13 protein-coding genes are annotated in these 18444 nt (G+C 46.4%); all 13 read right to left on the reverse strand.

Annotation, left to right across the window (positions count from 1 at the left end; genetic code table 11):
- Positions 1-125 precede the first annotated feature (125 nt).
- The 13 genes from AB4114_RS04645 to AB4114_RS04705 all read right to left on the reverse strand — a co-directional run bounded on the left by AB4114_RS04645 (position 126) and on the right by AB4114_RS04705 (position 18443).
- Positions 126-3284, reverse strand: a complete 3159-nt coding sequence (locus tag AB4114_RS04645) for an alpha-mannosidase (RefSeq protein WP_441987364.1) — start codon at positions 3282-3284, stop codon at positions 126-128.
- Positions 3285-3335: 51 nt separating this feature from the next.
- On the reverse strand, positions 3336-4367 hold the full coding sequence (locus AB4114_RS04650; protein WP_441987365.1) for a LacI family DNA-binding transcriptional regulator: 1032 nt from the start codon (positions 4365-4367) through the stop codon (positions 3336-3338).
- Positions 4368-4697: 330 nt separating this feature from the next.
- On the reverse strand, positions 4698-6332 hold the full coding sequence (locus AB4114_RS04655) for a sulfatase-like hydrolase/transferase (RefSeq protein ID WP_441987366.1): 1635 nt from the start codon (positions 6330-6332) through the stop codon (positions 4698-4700).
- A gap of 42 nt (positions 6333-6374) precedes the next feature.
- The gene (locus tag AB4114_RS04660; protein ID WP_441987367.1) at positions 6375-8135 is read right to left on the reverse strand and encodes a sulfatase; all 1761 of its coding nucleotides are present in this window, start codon (positions 8133-8135) and stop codon (positions 6375-6377) included.
- Positions 8136-8160: 25 nt separating this feature from the next.
- A complete protein-coding gene (locus AB4114_RS04665; protein ID WP_441987368.1) occupies positions 8161-9048 on the reverse strand; it encodes a carbohydrate ABC transporter permease in 888 nt (295 codons plus the stop codon).
- 15 nt (positions 9049-9063) lie between these two features.
- Positions 9064-10011 carry an ABC transporter permease gene (locus tag AB4114_RS04670; protein WP_441987369.1) on the reverse strand — a complete coding sequence of 316 codons (948 nt, stop codon included), beginning with the start codon at positions 10009-10011 and terminating at the stop codon, positions 9064-9066.
- A 230-nt stretch (positions 10012-10241) separates the two neighbouring features.
- Positions 10242-10886: a beta-phosphoglucomutase gene (gene pgmB, locus AB4114_RS04675; protein ID WP_441987370.1), complete on the reverse strand. Its 645-nt coding sequence runs from the start codon at positions 10884-10886 to the stop codon at positions 10242-10244.
- Positions 10887-10928: 42 nt separating this feature from the next.
- The gene (locus AB4114_RS04680; RefSeq protein ID WP_441987371.1) at positions 10929-12629 is read right to left on the reverse strand and encodes a glycoside hydrolase family 3 protein; all 1701 of its coding nucleotides are present in this window, start codon (positions 12627-12629) and stop codon (positions 10929-10931) included.
- A 43-nt stretch (positions 12630-12672) separates the two neighbouring features.
- Entirely contained in the window at positions 12673-13458 is a 786-nt protein-coding gene (locus tag AB4114_RS04685) for a tyrosine-protein phosphatase (protein WP_441987372.1), read from the reverse strand.
- A gap of 31 nt (positions 13459-13489) precedes the next feature.
- A complete protein-coding gene (locus AB4114_RS04690) occupies positions 13490-14995 on the reverse strand; it encodes an ABC transporter substrate-binding protein (RefSeq protein ID WP_441987373.1) in 1506 nt (501 codons plus the stop codon).
- Between the two features lie 64 nt (positions 14996-15059).
- Entirely contained in the window at positions 15060-15833 is a 774-nt protein-coding gene (locus tag AB4114_RS04695) for a helix-turn-helix transcriptional regulator (RefSeq protein ID WP_441987374.1), read from the reverse strand.
- Between the two features lie 10 nt (positions 15834-15843).
- On the reverse strand, positions 15844-16692 hold the full coding sequence (locus tag AB4114_RS04700; RefSeq protein WP_441987375.1) for a response regulator: 849 nt from the start codon (positions 16690-16692) through the stop codon (positions 15844-15846).
- Entirely contained in the window at positions 16692-18443 is a 1752-nt protein-coding gene (locus AB4114_RS04705; protein WP_441987376.1) for a sensor histidine kinase, read from the reverse strand. The genes AB4114_RS04700 and AB4114_RS04705 overlap by 1 nt, the downstream gene beginning before the upstream one ends.
- Position 18444 lies beyond the last annotated feature (1 nt).

Consider the following 18444-nt stretch of genomic DNA (forward strand, 5'->3'; position numbering starts at 1 on the left):
AAAAGAAAGAGCTTCTACAGGCAGATTGTTCTGCCGTGTAGAAGCTCTTTGACATATGCAAGTATTCACTATTACAGACTACTATCCGATCCCTCGGTTTTAAAGGTTTATCTCACATATACTCATCAAAGGATTACAATAATAAATGTTTTAATTTCGTAGGGTTTAATTTCAAAACGAAGCGCTTCCCCATAGTTAGGCTCCTCTAGAGGCCGCTCCATCAGGTCGCATTCTTGCCAAGAAATGATCTTCATTGCGCTTTCCAAAATAATCTCATTGCGCGCACCCGAATATTCATGAAGACGCAGGATCAGTACATCTTGGTCCTCTGCCTTCTTCACAGCGTCCACCAGCACATGTCCACCCTTAGCTTTGAACAGGGACAAAGCCTCCCTGGTATGAGCAATTCCTGGCGCAATGCAAAGCGGATTATTTAAATCCCAAGCAGCCTGGGCGGTGCCGCCTTCAAGCCAATCTCCTCGATGCGGAAATAAGGCATAGGTGAACAAATGCTCACCTAAATCTGCCGTCGCGTCTGGAACCATCGCCGATTTTATTAGCGTTAAGCGCATAACATGGTCTTTAATGTCATAGCCATATTTGCAATCATTAAGCAAACTGACTCCATAGCCGCGTTCTGACAAATCAGCCCACTGTTGGCCCACTGTCTCATAACGCGCATAATCCCAGCTCGTATTCCAATGCGTTGGCCGCTTCACGTTACCAAATTGAATGTCAAAGGTGGCTTCCGTACTGCGCACCTTCACCGGGAAGGCCACTTTAAGCAATTGACGACGCTCCTGCCAATCTACCTTCGTATCGAAGTCGATTCTTCGGCTGTCGGCATATACGATCATCTGTTGTGTAATGGTCGATCTCCCATAAAGCCACTCGAAATAAAGGATAGCACGAAACGGGCCGTTTTCGACTAGACGAACCGATTGGAGATCTCCGATCACGCGCATTTTTTGCTGATAAAACAAATCAATATCCCAAGCTTCATGACGCCCCTTCGGCTTATCCTCGAACACTTGAAACACATTGCCGGCTTCGCCTTCCGCGAGCACTTCACGGTTCTCACGCTTATCATAAATCCGTGTGAGGTGACCGGCGGAATTCCACTCAAGCTTGTAAAAAGGAGTAGATATCCAGTCATCACCATGTTCGAAAACATCTTTATGATCATCTTGAAGAGCAGCAGGGCTCGTCGAATAATAAATGGTAGAGTAACCCATAGACGGAATTTGTCTAACAGGGATCAACCACTGATCACCCGAATGGGTTGCGTCGAGCTTCACGCCTTCATGGTCAGTCCATGTTCCCGTCGCGGGCAATGAATCGCTTGGCAGAGATACAACCCCATCACGATCCCAAATGGCGCTGTTGAATACCAAGTAGCTCTTGATACCGTCAAGCTCTCTCTTTGGATCAGCCATAGCTTCTGCTGCACGATGCCACACGTGATGACCAAGCTCGAATGCTTCCGCATATTCCAGCCTACAATCTTCATACACCTCACGAATGGAAGAGCCTGGGATAATATCATGAAACTGATTGCGCAAAATAATTTTCCAACCTTCGGCAAGATCTGATTGTCCATATTCCGTCCAATCGGAACGAAGCACGCTGTTCAAAGCACTTAACCATTCTGTCTCCCGGTATAAAAGCTCCAGCTTGCGATTCGCCCGCTTATTGTAAGCTTGGCTCGTGTAAGTCCCGCGGTGCAGCTCCAGGTAAAGCTCCCCATCCCATGTGTGCACATATTGATCTGTCTGATTGACCGTCTCTTTTAATTGTTCAAAATAAGCATCCGCCCGCCCTGTCGTCACCTTCGGCACACCCGGCATGTTCTCAAGTCTACGTCGCATTTCGAGCATTTCGCGGTTCACGCCGCCTCCACCATCCCCATAACCGTAAGAAAGCAGTAACGATTGATTAAGTTCCTTATTGCGATAAGCTTCCCAAATCCCTTGTATAGAATGAGGCGTCACCTTTCCATTGTATGTATAGAAGAAGGCCCCCTCACTACCACCTGGGTCAGGTGTTGTAATAAAATGAGTGAGTACCTCGCTGCCATCAATTCCTCTCCATTGGAAGGTGTCATGGGGCATCCGATTGTATTGGTTCCAGCTGATTTTGGTCGTCATGAACATATCGATCCCAAATTTCCGCAAAATTTGTGGCAGCGCCCAGCTATAACCGAACACATCTGGAAGCCACAAATATTTGCAATCAACACCGAATTCTTCTTTGAAGAAACGCATCCCGTACATCATCTGTCTGACGAGGGATTCGCCCGACGTTAGGTTACAATCGGCCTCAAGCCACATCGCGCCTCCGGCCTCCCAGCGTCCTTCTTTCACCCTCATTCGGATTTGTTCGTAAATTTCTGGATAGTCCTTTTTTATATAGTCATAAAGCTGCGGCTGGGTTTGCAAAAAAACATATTCCGGATATTGCTCCATCAGACGGAGTACGGTCGAGAACGATCTAGCAGCCTTTTCACGTGTATGCTTTAGGCGCCATAGCCAAGCTACGTCAATATGCGTGTGACCTATGCATTGCACTGTTACGGGGTGCCGATTGGTTAACTGCGCAAGTTCACTTTGCAATGTATCTCTTGCTTCTGAGATTGAGGTGTAGAAATCCTCAGAGCCCGGATAGGACCAATCAATCCGCAGAAAGGCACGATCTAGCGCCTTCGATAAATCGTGATAGTCCGGCGAATTCTCTTTTAGTCCCATCACCGTATCTAAAGCTGCCCGAGCAGTAAAGAAAAGATCATCAGTTGCTTCATCCAACCAACCTATACGCGCTAGGCGCAGTGTATGTTCTATAGGAGCTTCAGGAGCATAGCCATTCAAACCGGACCAAAGCCGGAATTGAAGGCTTACCTTCGTTCCAATCAAATCGGGAGTGAAGAACACTTCCTCGTGATTGGAATCCACACCTTGATAGGGCTTGCCGTTCACAAATAGCAAGGACTCAAAACCGCTGTTGTTGCCTCCTCCAGTCTGACCGAAATTAAATCGTCCGAGCACATTACGTCCTTCCCACGCGGAAGGAATCTCAACATCGATCGTTAGCCAAACGTAGTAATCACGTCCGGTCCAACGATCTCCTAGGCTCACTTCTTCCCACTTTCCCTCGCATGAAGGGTAGGCTCCCACTATTCCCTCATGATCCACCTGCTTACGAATATGTGTCAGCGTTTTTTCCCCACGATACCTGTAACCGCTTAACTCCTTAAGTCTTGCCTCCAGCTTTTCCATGATCCAAAACATGTCTATTCCCCCTATAACACGTGTTATGTCAGATAATAAAAAAGGGTAGGTCTACCTGCTCCTACCTGTCATTACACTATCCCTCATCGATAACTTTGCTGGTACCCATTGCTTTTCCTTGCTATCTATCGCTTGCTTCCCCTCGATGTACGCGATAATTCGGTCTGCAGCTGCTCGGCCCATGTCTGGGTAGGGAACCTCTACAGCACTTAATGCGGGAACCAAGAAAGCATTAACGCTTTCTGTGTTATCTGCTGCCATAATATGCACATCTTCACCGATGCGTAGGCCTAGCTTATTAGCGGCACGGTATATATATATAGCCCCTCTTGACCAATTGGAAAGGATAGAAACAGGCTTAGGCAGCATCTCCAGCCACTTCTCCCAATCCTTAGGTGCAGATTGCCTAGACTCTTCCTGGCGCAATTCTATAGAAGCCTCGCAGCCGTGTTGGCTCATCCACTCCCGATAACCTTGCAGTCGTTCACGGTCTCCCCAATTCGGCTTATACTCAAACCCTCTATAAACCCCCAGATAAACTGGAGGCAGTTTAGTTAGCCCCCACATGGCGTTCAGTGCATCATGCACACTTTGCTTATAATCCATGAGGATCGAAGTAGTTCTCGAACTCTCTGGGTATCCTTCAACCGAAATGAAGGGAACTTGCTGATCGTTCAGCTCCTTCTCCCAACTCTCATCCGCGTAGCCCGTCGTGTCTTTGGTCACGATGCCGTCAATTCGCTTGTGCATGAACAGCTCGATCAGCTCAGTTCGGTTTTCCACACCACACAGAAGGACGTGGTACCCCCTCTCTTTGCAGGCTTCCTGAAGCCCCTGCAGCATCTGTGTAAACATCGGGTTGCTTAAATCCCCATGCACACCGATACAGTAACTTCGGCCGGTTCTCATTCCCTTTGCCTGCGCATCAACCCGATAGTTCAGCTCCTCAATTGCGTCCAGAACCGCTTTTCGCTTCTCTTCACCGACTCCGATACCGGGCGTGTTGTTAAGAACCGCTGACACAATGCTTCTGGACACCCCTGCACGTCTAGCGACGTCAAAACTCGTTACGCGCTTTGCCATTCAATCACCTTCTCCAGAACAAAATAACACGTGTTATAACACATGTCAATATTCGTTTATGGGCAAGAAGCCAGCAAACTCTATGCTTGCTGGCGTTCCTTTTGAAGTTTAGTTTCTTATCAACGCCCCAAACTTCAATCGTTATCTTCAAATCTGACCATGTTCGAAAAAACTGCAGACCTCGCCCATCATACAGGCAATATCTGCAGTGCTCTTCACTACTTATCTTAAAGTTCGTCGATAATCCCACGCTGCCCTAAACCTGCATGTCCATGATGTGCCATCTATACATATTCCAAGCGCCGCCAAAGTAATCTTCCGTACCCGTCCTCATTCAACAACAAAGGTAGCCTGCGCTTCCTCACTATCCTTATAGCCAATGCGCACCGCAATCGCTCGAATACGCGCAATACAATCGGTTACGATTATCGGGCCTGTGTACAGCTTCCAACGAGGATTCACATCTTCATTGGTCGTATATGCTATGGAAGCACCTTGTGTTGCTGAATGAAGCATAACCGCTGTCGGTTCTTTGAAGATTCCCTCATTCACTGCATTCTTACCCGGCAACTGGCTATTGATCTGGATAAAGAGCGGTTTAGCAGTTTGTGGTTGAATGCCATTGGGCCACATGGTCGCAACCATTTGTGTCTCTGGTATATCCCCCCAAACGTCGTATTTCCCGCACCAATTGTCAAGCTCCTTGCGCAGACGTATCCGTAGTTCCCGATAAGATGGATCGTCCGCCAAATTATGAAGTTCATGAGGATCGCTCACGCAGTCATACAATTCCTCAGGAGGGCGCTTATTTTGCATGAGAACTTGCTTATCGCCTTCTAAGTCGCCTGCCAATTGTAATCTCCACAGCTCTTGGAATATGGGATGAAGATGACTAAACGGGATCCACTGAAGGTAAGGCTGATCGGGATAATCATTACGAATGTATTTGAATTGTGCATCTCTTACAGCGCGAACCTTATCATAAGCTTCGTCATACCGGTCACGCGTGGCAAATACAAAGTCTCTCGATTCCGCATGCGCTCCCATGAACGGCTGGCCTTGAATATGCCGAGGAACGGGTATCCCAGCCAAGGAGAGCACCGTTGGTCCCAGGTCGATCATGCTGACTAGTTGTTCACTGACTTGTCCATTTTTCACATTTTCGGGGCACCTGACGATAAGCGGCACGCGGATTCCCGCATCATACGTCCACCGCTTGGCACGCGGCAGCCCTTCTCCGTGGTCGCTCCATAACATGACGATCGTATTGTCCGTCAAACCATCCTCCTCAAGCTGTTGAAGAATGCGACCTACAAACTCGTCAGCACTGGCCAGATTGTCATAGTGTTTGGCAAGCGCTGCTCGCGATTTCGGTGTATTCGGCAAGTAGTGTGGAAGAACGACCTGATCCGGGTCGGTTGTGAGCGGTCTCTCCTCATAGTTAGGTGCAAATTGCCTCATAAACTCAGCGGGCCACATGCCGCTCTCATGTGTAGCGTCATAATTAAATACAGCGAAGAAGGGCTGACCGTCTTCCCGGTTGCGGAAGTGGGCTTCTTTGCCGTTTTCGTCCCATGCTGTTAAAGGCGCCTCAAACTGATAATCTGTTTTAGCATTGTTTGTACAATAATATCCGTTGGCACGCATGATTTCGGGAATCGTTTTGACATGAGCAGGGGGAACTGCATAATAAGGTGTCGGCAGCTCTGGTGTGTGCACATTCGTATGTGCGGTTCGCATATGATGCGTGCCTATCGCGGTTTGATACATGCCCGTAATGACCGCGGATCGGCTGGGAGCGCATACTCCCGCCGTGGCAAATGCGTTCTGATACAAAGTGCCCTCTTGGGCTAAGCGATCTATATGGGGTGTACGCGCCAAAGGATCTCCGTAGCAGCCCATTCTTGGGCTCGTATCCTCCAACGTAATCCACAAGAAATTAGGTTTTCGTCCTTCATCCTTCATCCCACAAACTCCTTTATATGTTATTAACCGCTCCGCCATCCCTTACACCAAAAGCATTTTCAGAAAACCGACAAGCCTCGGCGCGTGATTGCCAAACAAGCTCATCGCAAGCTGGACAATGTCATCTTCACACACTTCCAGCGATGGTTTGCTTTGCACCATCGTAGCCAGCTTCGCTTTCAGCATCGATCGCATTGGATTCGGCGTCAGGCAGCTCAGGGTGAAAAAGGCTTCTTTCGATTTCCCGATCCATCGCTCTTCTAGCCCCAAATCAACTTCGTTTTGCTTCCGCTTGGTTTCTTTTTCCCGTTCGAGTTCCTCAGCCTTCACGATACCGTCCTTCGGAATGCCGATACGCTCATACTGCTCGGCTGGCGCATCATGCTCCCGCATCAGCCTGGCGATATGGTCGATCATGGTCGCCTCTACTTCCGGATCTGCAATGACGATCTCTTGTGACGGATCAGCTTCAAGATCAAATAACAAATCACCATAAAGATACGGGTTCAAAAAGTTTGCAGCCAGGAGCCTCATCACGGAACAGCCTTTCGTGAACGAAAATGGAGCGGCGAGTTCCATTCCTGTAAACTCTTTCGGATCAAACATTGTATGCATGTGCGTCGGCATCAGCGTATATTCGTACAGCGGCCCGTTGCTTATGTCCTTCGGTCCCCGCATGTAGACATATCTTCCATCCGTGCAATTGATGTGACCGCCATGTATGCCAAATAAAGCGGCTTCACGAATGGTCCGATTCGATTCGATTATCGGTCGGATAGAGCTGCCTTGCATATCGGCAGGAATGTCTACTCCAAAGAACTCGAGCAGCGTTGGAGGTAGATCGATCGTTTGAACTAATGCTTCCGTTCTCTTACTCTTTACAGCGTATCTGGGATCCCAAATAAAAAGGGGGAGATTCGAGATCTCTTGATAGAGCGGTTGGATGTTTTTCCCCCACCAGCGATGTTCACCTAGCAAAAATCCATGATCGGTATTCACTATTAACAGGGTATCTTTCCAAAGATCGTACTGATCGAATGCATCCAACACTTTACCCAAATATGCATCGCACATGCTGACAAGCGCCGCATATTCGTATTTCATATGCTGAACTTCTTCCGGCTGCTGCGTGACTTTCGAATAATCCGGCCAGTCGTAATGTTTGCCTTGATAATCATGCGGATATAAATCCTTATATTTTTGCTGGGTAAAAAAAGGCTCATGTGGATCGAAAGCTTCTATTTGCAAAAACCAACGATCTTGATCGCGGTTTTTCTCGATAAATTCAATCCCCCGATTGACTGTTACCGCCAGGGGCATCTTCTCTTCGCTATCTAAATAGGGTCGGTTCACCCAATCCTGTCTCCATAAATCGCCCTGCTTAGGGCCGCTTAAGCTTTCCGGAATGTGCGGGGCCTCGACGTTTCCTTTCCATGGATCTCCCTCTTGACCGCGGGCAAACTCCCACGAATTGTACTTGGTGTGATACGTAGCTCCCCCGGCCTCGAAGTAATGATTATGATCGGTCGTTAGATGCGTATACACGCCGCTTTTTCGAAGCAAATCGATCATCGAATCGTCATATGGCTCAAGCGGCCCCCAGCTTCGATGCAAAAAGTTAAAACGTCCTGTATGAATCTCACGCCGTGAAGGCATACAGGGCAAGCTGGCCGCGTAACATTTGTCGAACGTTATTGTCCGCTCAGACAGTCTTTGAAAGTTGGGAGCGTGAATCCAATCGCAGCCGTAACTCGGCAGCATATGCTTATTTAAAGAATCGAACATCATCATGACTGCTTTCATAGCCGTACCCTCCCGATATTTCCCACTATTTCACAGAACCAATTGTAATTCCTTTGATAAAGTACTTTTGGAAGAACGGATACGCCACCAGAATTGGAAGTACACCGACAACAGCAATCGCCATTTTCACTGATGTGCTCGGAAGCTCTGCGACCTTCGCCCCAGCGCCCGATCCCATGTCGGAGTTGCTGCTCAAAAATTGGACATCTTGAATGAGCCGATTCAAAATATTTTGAATGCTAAACAGCTTCGGGTTGGTCACATAAGTTAATCCGTTAAACCAATCGTTCCAATACAGGATGGCCTCGAACAGACCGATGGTCGCCATGATCGGAACCGACAGCGGGAGAACGATTTTGTAGAAGGTTTTAATCTCACCCGCCCCATCGATTTTGGCCGCTTCGATAAGCGCTGGCGGAATGGACGTCATGAAGAAGGTGCGGACGAGTAGGACGTTAAATCCGTTCATGAGCAGCCCAGGAATAAGCAAAGCCCAAATTGTATTTTTCACATGTAGAACCTGTGTATAAATCAAGTACGTCGGGACAAGGCCACCGTTAAATAAAAGTGTAAAGAAAACGAAGAATGCCCAAAATTTCTTCCACGGCAGATCTTGGCGAGAAATCGGATACGCCAGCATCGACGTGATGGCTAAGCTGGCAGTGGTGCCCACTATCGTAATGAACACGGTAATCCCATACGCGCGGCCCAACTCTTGCCAGTGATCCAGTAAATACACATACGCTTTGGAACTAAATTCTTGCGGAAACAGAGAGTATCCATGTTGAATAATGCTTGTCTCACTTGAAATGGAGGACATGATGAGCAGTAAAAAAGGCAGAAGGCTTGCAGCGGATAATGCGATTAGAACAATATGAGTAGTCCACTGCAGCGCTTTACTATCTTGTGCCATGAATCTTTTCCCCCTCTAAAATAAGGCATTGTCTTTGCTAAATTTGCGCACCGCATAGTTGGATACGATAACCAATACGAATCCGACAAGCGATTGGTACACACCGGCTGCCGATGACATCCCGATATCCCCGAGGTTCATCAGACCTCTATACACGTAGGTGTCAATGACATTTGTCGTTTTGGACAACGCGCCCGAGTCCATTGGCACTTGATAGAACAAGCCGAAATCCGAATAAAAAATGCGCCCAATCGCCAGCATGGTCATCATAATAATGACAGGCATGATCAAAGGAATAGTAATGGAGCGAATCTGATACCATCTTGAAGCGCCATCCAGTGTCGCAGCTTCGTAATACTCCGAGTCGATGCTGATGATGGAAGCTAAATAAACGACGCATAAGAATCCGACACCTTTCCAAATATGCACCAGTGTCAGAATGTACGGCCAGTATTTCGCCTCCGAGTACCAAGAAATGCCGTCAATTCCGAACAGCGGAAGAATGGCCTTGTTCATCAAGCCTGATTCGACACTTAACATGGAATAGACGAGATAGCTAACAATGACCATCGAAATCAGATAGGGAAGCAGAATGACACTTTGATAAAAACGGGATAAAAATTTCTTCTTCACTTCATTTAGCAAAATTGCTACAAAAATAGCTATGACCGTGTGTACAATGATAAAAAGCGAATTGTACAGAATTGTATTGCGTGTAATGATGAAGGCATCTTTCGTCTTGAACAAGTATTCAAAATTTTTAAACCCGATCCAATCGCTGCCGAGTATACCTGCCTGATAATTGATATCTTTAAACGCGATGATAACACCGAACATCGGTACATAATTGTTAATGAGTAAGTAAAGCACGCCTGGGATCATCAAAAGGTAAAGTGGATAATAATTTTTCCACCTACTCAGCCTTTTACTCGTTGAGGATTTATTCGTTATTGCTTGTGTCATACTACTCACTTCCTCCACTTCATGGCATCTATTGTTTGCTTACACTTTCATTATAGGAATTAGGCGGAACCGCCACTACTCCGTTTTCGACTTCCCGTTTGTACGATTCCGACCTGCTAGTAATATGAACGTCAATGCTTGTCATCATGAGAGATCTCTCCTTAGGTAAAATCGAGACGCTGTATATATAAAAAAGGAAGGAGCCGTCTGCCCCTTCCTTTTATGTTTATTTAACCCCAAATGACAGCCGTCAGCTCTTCCAAACGATAAAGCCGGTAGTCAGCAGTAGTCGGGCTGTTTATCACAGTACCAATGGCGGCCGACTTCATTCCAGCACGCTTAGCAGCGATAAGACCAGCCTCTGCATCTTCTACGACGAGACAACATTCGGGATCTATGGCAAGCTTTTTCGCCGCGAGTAGAAATACCTCGGGATCCGGCTTACTGTTAACGATCTCATTACCATCCGCCACAGCTTCAAACAAGTGCGTAAAGCCAAGCCTTTCTAGAATGATCGGCGTATTCCGACTCGATGATCCGATCGCGACTTTCGTTCCCTGCTGCTTGCAGGCAGCGATGATCTCGTGAGAACCAGGGGCCGCGTCTCCGGGAGTCAATCGATTCAGTAGTTCACGATAGTAGCCATTCTTCTTCTCAGTCAAAACTTCTTTTTCCGCACTTGTATACGTTCTGCTGCTCTTTTCAAGGATAACTTCCAAGCTGTCCATCCGGCTAATGCCACGCAGTCTGTCGTTTACGGACTCATCGAATGCAATGCCTTCTTCGTCCGCCATTCGCTTCCATGCTTGGTAGTGATACTGATCTGTGTGCACAAGCACACCGTCCAAATCAAAAATGACGGCAAGTATCGACATGTTAGAAATTCCCCTTTTCATAGTCCAACTTGCACCTCATACTTATAAACGTGTATCCCAAAAGCCGCAGAATGGATCTACAGGATTGATCCCCTTGAAAGCGGAGCGTCCCAGCAGCTTCTCGATAATCGCGTCCACGACATGCTCGCTGGCTGAATACGCATTAATAAACGTTGGTATACGCGGTACGTCCAGCAGGTGGTACGGATTAGCTACGGAAATAAACATCGTTGGCAGCTCCTGAATGAACCATGGCATATCTAAGCCAAAAGGAGGTGCCCAGTTGACCCGGACAGTCGTTTGGTTGCTGTGAGTCTCAAAATTGGAGAAGTAAATAGCAACGTCATGTTGATCCGTCATCGCCTTCACCCCAGCAAACATCGTCCTTAAATCGAAACTTTTCGTATCAAATATATGGACCTCGAAGCCTTCCGCTTCTAGTTTGGAGATAAAGTAAGGCGCTATGTTTGTTGATTTGAACAAGCCTTCCTCGCCCCCGAGAGAGAAGAGTAGAATGCGCTTGTGACGTTCTGGATTGATCGGCAGTAATTGCTGCGTGTCCTTCACAAGTGTAACGGACTGATCCGCACATTCCCCGGCCCATCTCATATGCTCATTGCACTTCAGAACGGATAGCGCCTCTACGCCAGGCACAAGAGTCCCCTCCCGCTTCTTTGTATGCAGACCAAGCGAAGCCTTAACACCGAGAATACGTGTCACCGCTTCATCCAGCCGCTCAACGGTCAAGATGCCCGTCTCGATCCCTTTCATCATAAAGAAGAAATCTTCCTCAATACTCTTATTAAACAAGAACATATCACAACCTGCAGCGATCGAAGCGGGAACGGCTGTCTCGCGCTTCATCGCTATCATAAAACCGGCCATAGGCGTAGCATCCGTCGTAATAAGTCCATTGAATCCGAGCTTGCCTCGCAGCAGATCGTTCAGTAGCTCCGGCGTCAAAGTCGCCGGCATAATGTCCGCATCTTTGAGCTCCGGACGAAGTTGCTTGCTGTAAGCAGGATGAGCAATATGGCCAACCATAACGCTCATGGCTCCGGCATCAATGCATTCTTGATACACATGGCCAAAAGTGGCGTCCCACTCTTCGACCGATAACGAATTGATCGATGTTAACAAGTGCTGATCGCGCTCGTCCACGCCGTCGCCTGGGAAATGCTTAATCGAAACAGCTACGCCATGTCCCTGAACTGCAGCCGTATAAGCTTTGCTCATGCTAGCAACGCGCTTTGGGTCAGACCCAAACGTTCTTACATTCGTAATTGGATTGCGAAAGTTGACGTCGATATCCACGACTGGCGCAAACGCCCAGTTTACACCTACTGCGCTGCCTTCTCGAGCAGCAATAACGCCAAGCCTGCGAGCCATGTCCGTATTGTCCGTAGCTGCGACTTGTAGTTGCTTGCCGAAAAAAGTACCATCTACAGCGGTGCCGTTGCCCCCAGCTTCCAGATTGGCGGCAATAAGAAGCGGAATTTCCGAAGTTTCCTGCAAATAGCGATGTGTTTCCTGAACTTTCTCCCCGGGACCAGGTCGATACATCATGCCGCCGACTCTCATCTTTTGCGTCAGCTTCGCTAGATGCTCCTTATCTTCGGTGAATCCGATCGGACAAAACAGCTGTCCTACCTTGGCGGCAAGATCCATGGCGGCCAAAGTGTCCTTAACCCATCCAATCCCATTATCGTCTAGATGAAAAGGTTTTGCATGCAAATCAACCATGTATCGTCCCTCTTCTCATATGACTTATTTGGCATTCTCACCTTTACTCTAAATAAATGCTTTTCAGATTTTCGCGCGCTTCTGAGGTCAAGCCGAGCACTTCTTCCATATAGGATTCCATCGTCCCATAGTTCTTTTTGATTTCGTTTAGTGCCGTAGTCAAGTACTCCTGTTTGACAGCCATCATTTCCCTAACCTTGGCAAGCTTGTTGTCATCTCCAAGCTTCTCTTGAATCGAACTAAGCACGTGCTCAATCGCTTCTTTCCGGTTATTGTTGCTTCTTAAGAAGTCCTCCATAACGGTTTCCATAGGCACTTCTAGTGCAAGAAGCAAGATGGCTCCAGCAAATCCCGTTCGGTCTTTACCTGCTGCACAGTGCCAAAGCAGCGGACTGCCTTCTGCCTGCAGTATCAGATCAAAAAATCGACGATATGCAGCCTTAGCAATTGGATCAGAGACAAACTGTACATACACGTTTTCCAGCCAATCTCCCTTGAACTCAGATATGTCCATTTTCATAATCAATTCAAACATTTCCTGTGGATTTACAACGCCACCCAGTACGGAAATATGGATGTCTTCTGCACCAGCGACAACTGGGTTGGGATTAGCTATTTGTTCACCTTCCGAACGGAAATCGCAGATATAGCGCAAACCGTTTTCTTGCAGGTATGCAATATCCGTTTCATTCATTTCCGCCAACTCTGCAGAGCGGAACAATAGATTATGCTTGATTGTCCTTCCATCTGCCGTGCGATATCCACCTAAATTACGCAAGTTCGTTCTGCGCTCTATTTCCTCTGCTCTTTGCTTGTAGGCAGTTCCCATTATATCCTCCTGAATTTCATTGATATTCCGCTTATTTCACGTTATTTTCTTTGGCCCAAACATCTAACTGCTTTTGCTTTTCAGCAATAATTTTGTCGATTCCGGCAGCTTTCAACTCAGAAATGAACTTAGGCAGTTCTTTATCCGGATCGAAGGCTCCGTCCTCCAGCCCCAATCGGTACTGATTTACGACATTTGTAACCGCAGCGACTTCTGTCTTCACCGAAGAATTGTCATAGGTAAACCCAAGCGCTTTTGACCGGGTAGCACTCTCGTTGAACTTCCTCGTTTCCTGCCACACATTCTTGTCATTACCTTCCCATACATCGGCAAGGAACGAATTACCGAACATAAACCCTTGGTTCAATGCGTAACCTGTATTATTCTCATCCACTCCTGCAGGGTAGCCAATCAAACCATCCTGCTTTTTGACATAATGCTTACCTTCGATCCCCCATGAGAATAAGTTGACAATATCTTTGTCAGCGTACATGAGATTAAGGAACTGCATAGCTTTATCCGGATTTTTGGAACCTTGCGAAATCCCCCACATCACGCTATTTACCGTACTTGTATTCGCAGCTGCTGGCGCAAGCTTGACCGCGGTCATTTCAGTTCCGATTATTTTGGATTGCTGTTCAACAAAGCCTGGTTTCATGTGCGTGATATTCCCCGCTGCCTTACCTGCTTTAATAATGGTGTTTTCACTTTCTTTGTTTGTCACGACATCTTTAATCGCGTAACCGGCTTGGTTCCATTTTCTCATGAGCTTCACCATGTTGGCATAATCTGGAGTCTCGTACCAGTTCACGACTTTCAGCTCGTCTTGACCATTATTCAGAAGCACCCCTAAATCGTCGCCCAAAGAATCTCTAGTGCTGAACGTACCGTATAGGGAGGTATTCGCCTTATTCGTCATAGGAGCCATGCTCGGCTCATTTTCTTTGAGTGTTTTTAGTACACTTTCAAGATCGTCCAATTTTTTCACTTTACTCAAATCGATGTTGTATTTGGTTACTAAATCTTTTCTCATGATAAAGCCGTAATCTTGCGCTAAATCACGAATGCTCGGAACGCCGTAAATTTTCCCCTTCACTTTGGGTGCATTTAGAAATACAGGGCCGAGCGACTCTGAAACATTTTTTCCATATTTGGCAAGTAAATCATCAAGGGCCAGTACTTGTCCTTTTGCAACATAGTTGGAGTAAAATGCTCCCCACACCACCATCAAATCGAGCTTTTCTCCACCGGTCATCATCAAATTCATTTGATTCACATAGGCACTGTAACTGATAGGCAGCAGCTTAATAGTGGTATTAATTTTCTCTTTGGCAATTTTGTTAATCTCGTCATTCACCAGCTGCATATCTTTCGGAATTGCGCCTTTAACAGGAATCGCCACCGTGAGCTCAACTGGCGCTTCGGCCTTCTTTTCATCCTGTTTCTTGGAGCTTGATGCCTCATTATCGGAACTGCAACCTGAAATCACGACCGTCAATGCGATAACTGAACTTAAGAAACTCATTCTTTTCTTCATGGTTATCTCCTTTTATTTGTTGTTATCCGAACAATTTCATTATAAGTACCCGGTAAAACAGTCACTACTCCGTTTTCGACTTTCCGCTTGTACCATTCCGACCATGCAGCTGTCGATAATCATTCGGGTTCATACCTGTCACACTTTTGAATCGTTTGGAGAAATGCGCAAGATTCGAGTACCCGACATGCACGGCGATGCTGCTGACCGACATTCCGCTTTTGGACAACAGCTCCTTGGCCATCCCCATTCGCTCCTGAACCAAATATTCAGTAACGGATATGCCGGTTTCTTTCTTGAAGATGCGATCCAAATAATCCGGATTCAAATAGACATGATTAGCGATTTCTTCGCGTGACAGCTCTTGTTCATTCAAGTGAATCGCAATATGATTCTTTACACGCTCTGCGACGGATTGCGTTTGTTCAACCGTGTTTACGTATTGAAGTGATCTCTCCATAATGTGCTTAATCCATGCAAGCGTATCCGTTACGGAGCGTGTTGCACGCGGTGCAAGTTCCATGGATTCAGCATCACTTAACAGTTCTCGTGCCTGAATGCCTTTCAGCATGATGACGTGATACAACATTTGCAGAAAATCGTGATGAAACTGATGCAATACCTTCGCATCTAGTTCCCCTGCTTGCATCAGGCTCTCCAAGTATCGCTCAACCTCTGATAATACTTTTGACATTGAACCTTCTTTCAACATGACTGACCACACAGGCAGATCGGGCAATGTAACAGGCTTGGAGGATTGTTTTTGGCCGGATAGCATGAACACCGTATTGTTATAAGCAACATTGTTTTTCTCGAGCTGAGTCAGCTTGTGCACCATGGACGGCAGTTCATGTACAGACGCCCGACGCCCGATTCCCGATATAACATGAAATATCGCAATAGAAAAATTGCCTGCAGGATGAGATAAAGGCTTCACACTTTTGTTTCAATAGCTTCATCTCTGGCTCTGCTTCTTGATCCCAAGACACGATCGCTAGCAGATTACGGCTGCCCAGCAGCAGAACTTGTCCCTTTTCTTTGTGTTCAACGATCATTTCCTCAGCGCTATTTTGAATGGCATACTCCATAATCTTCTCATCGCGCAAACTCAACTCTTTATAAAAGCGCTGGACACTGATCAGAACAGGTAAAAACCTCATTTCCTCTGAAAAAGGAATATTGCGTTCCGCGGCAGACTCTCGTATAGCTTCTAGATTTGACGGAATGGTTTCATGCAAAATATCGAGCCAAAATCGCTCAATCAGGATCGGCTGATGCTGGACCCAGAATTGCCCGTAACGACTGTATTGCTGAAGCTCACTCTCTTTATTGATCTTTGCCTTTGCTTTCACAATCACCTCTTCCAACTGTGAAAGTGCAACGGGCTTCAGCAAATAATCGAAGCAGCCAAGCTGAATAGCTTGCTGCGCAAATTTGAAATCGGCATGACATGTTAAGAAGATCGATTCCGTTTTCGGATAATGCTCCCGTACCCATGTCAAAAGCTCTAGGCCGCTGCCTTGCGGCATTTCAATATCACAAAGCATGATATCGATGGGATGAGCTTCAAAAATCTCCTTTGCTTGCCTAATATTATAAGCCGTGTGAACGGTTGCCACCCCAAATGTCTCCCAGTGCAAATCTGATTTGAGTCCTTCCACGAACAGAATTTCATCATCCACAATGAGCATTTGCATTATAATCGCTCTCCTTTTCCCATATCCAGCTGTAACGGCAGCGTAATGACAATGACAGCACCTCCAGAAGCTTGATTAGCAAATGAAATGTCAGCACGGCTTTGGTACAGCAGTAACAGCCTTTGTTGAACATTCCAAATTCCGATATGCTCACCTTGCGTATTCGTCATCTGGGCTCCGCTGCGAATGCCTACCAACACTTCTTCCGGGAAACCTGGCCCTGTATCTTGTATAGTTATTTTGAGCGTAGGAGTTACAGCCGCATCGTCAAGTTCCATATCGATTGTCAAAAGAACAGGTTCGTCCATCGTTACCGCATGCTTGATCGCATTTTCCACAAACGTTTGGACGACGAGCGGCGGGATCGGGGTGCGCAGCAAATAGTCAGGAACATGAATCGTACACTGTAAATGACTAGGAAATCGCAGCTCCTGAATGCGCAAATAATTTCGAACATGCTGTAATTCTTCTTGCACAGAAACAAAAGTCAGATTGCTTCGGAACATATAGCGGAAATAGCCAACTAAGCATAGCGCCATCTCTTCAATCAACGCATAATTTTTGGCGCGAGCGAGCGTGTGCATAATATTAAGTGAATTCAAATAAAAGTGCGGATTGATTTGCAGCTGCAAATGCTGGAGCTCCGCCTTTTGTTTGTTCATCTGCTCTTCATAGACATGAATCCGTAATTCTTGAATTTGTGACATCATCGTATTAAAGGTTTCATAAACAAGCTGAAACTCATCAGATGTCCTGAACGATGGAATCCGCATGTCCAAATTGCCGTCCTTTATCCGTTTCATCGCTGAAATCAGGCGATTGATCGGAATGAGCAACGTTTTTCGGAGAAGCAGCAAACAGACTGGCAACAGAATGAAAACTCCGATAAGAATGAAATTGACAATGTTTCGGAGGATAGGAAGATTTTTTAATATTTGTTCATCCGGTATAAGCGCAATTAGGTTGAAATCCCCCACAGCCGACTTTTCGCCGACTACCAAATAACGATTATGGTCTCCGGTTAAATAATAGTGTTGAATATTTTTACTTACATCTAGCCGATTATCTCTAACAATTTCCGCATTCACCAAAGGCACACCCTCATTCGTCGTAAATAGGGCCACCCCTTTTTCTCCAAGTCCGATGAGATTTAGCGGTACCATTAAATTGTCGATCAATATCCATGTACCCACATACGTATTGCTCACCTTGATCGTACGCAGCAAGTAATATTTCTCCCCTATTTCCTGTACGTACCAACGATTGATCGGTAAATTGGGCGTTGCCTTTCCGGTTTCATCCTCAATAAAGTTTCTGACCGATTCTCGTTCCGCATAATTCGTAACTTCCGAAAATGCATTCATATAATATTGATTAGGAGAGGAATAAATAAAAAAGCCGTCCACCGATTTGAAATTCAATATATTTTCGGTAATTCGTTTAGATAATCTGCTTAAAGCGAAGATGCGGTCACTCTCCGAAACCTTGTTCTCAATGCCGGTGAAGTCAGCTTCGGCGATCGTCAGGCCCATTAAATTCGATTCTGCGAACCTTAATTGTTCATCGATTTGTCCCATATACAAAGACATCATTTTTTTGTTGGAATCAGCCACTTGACTCCGAACAACGCCGATCGCATAGTAGTTGGTATAAATGAGCAGCAAGCTTAACGGCACTGTGATCAACACCAAGCCGACGATCAGCTTGAAACGAATGGAATTGAAAGGAATTCGAAAAAATCGGCCTGTCATA

It is taken from the genome of Paenibacillus sp. 2RAB27, from assembly GCF_052115445.1.
Taxonomy (GTDB): Bacteria; Bacillota; Bacilli; order Paenibacillales; family NBRC-103111; genus Paenibacillus_E.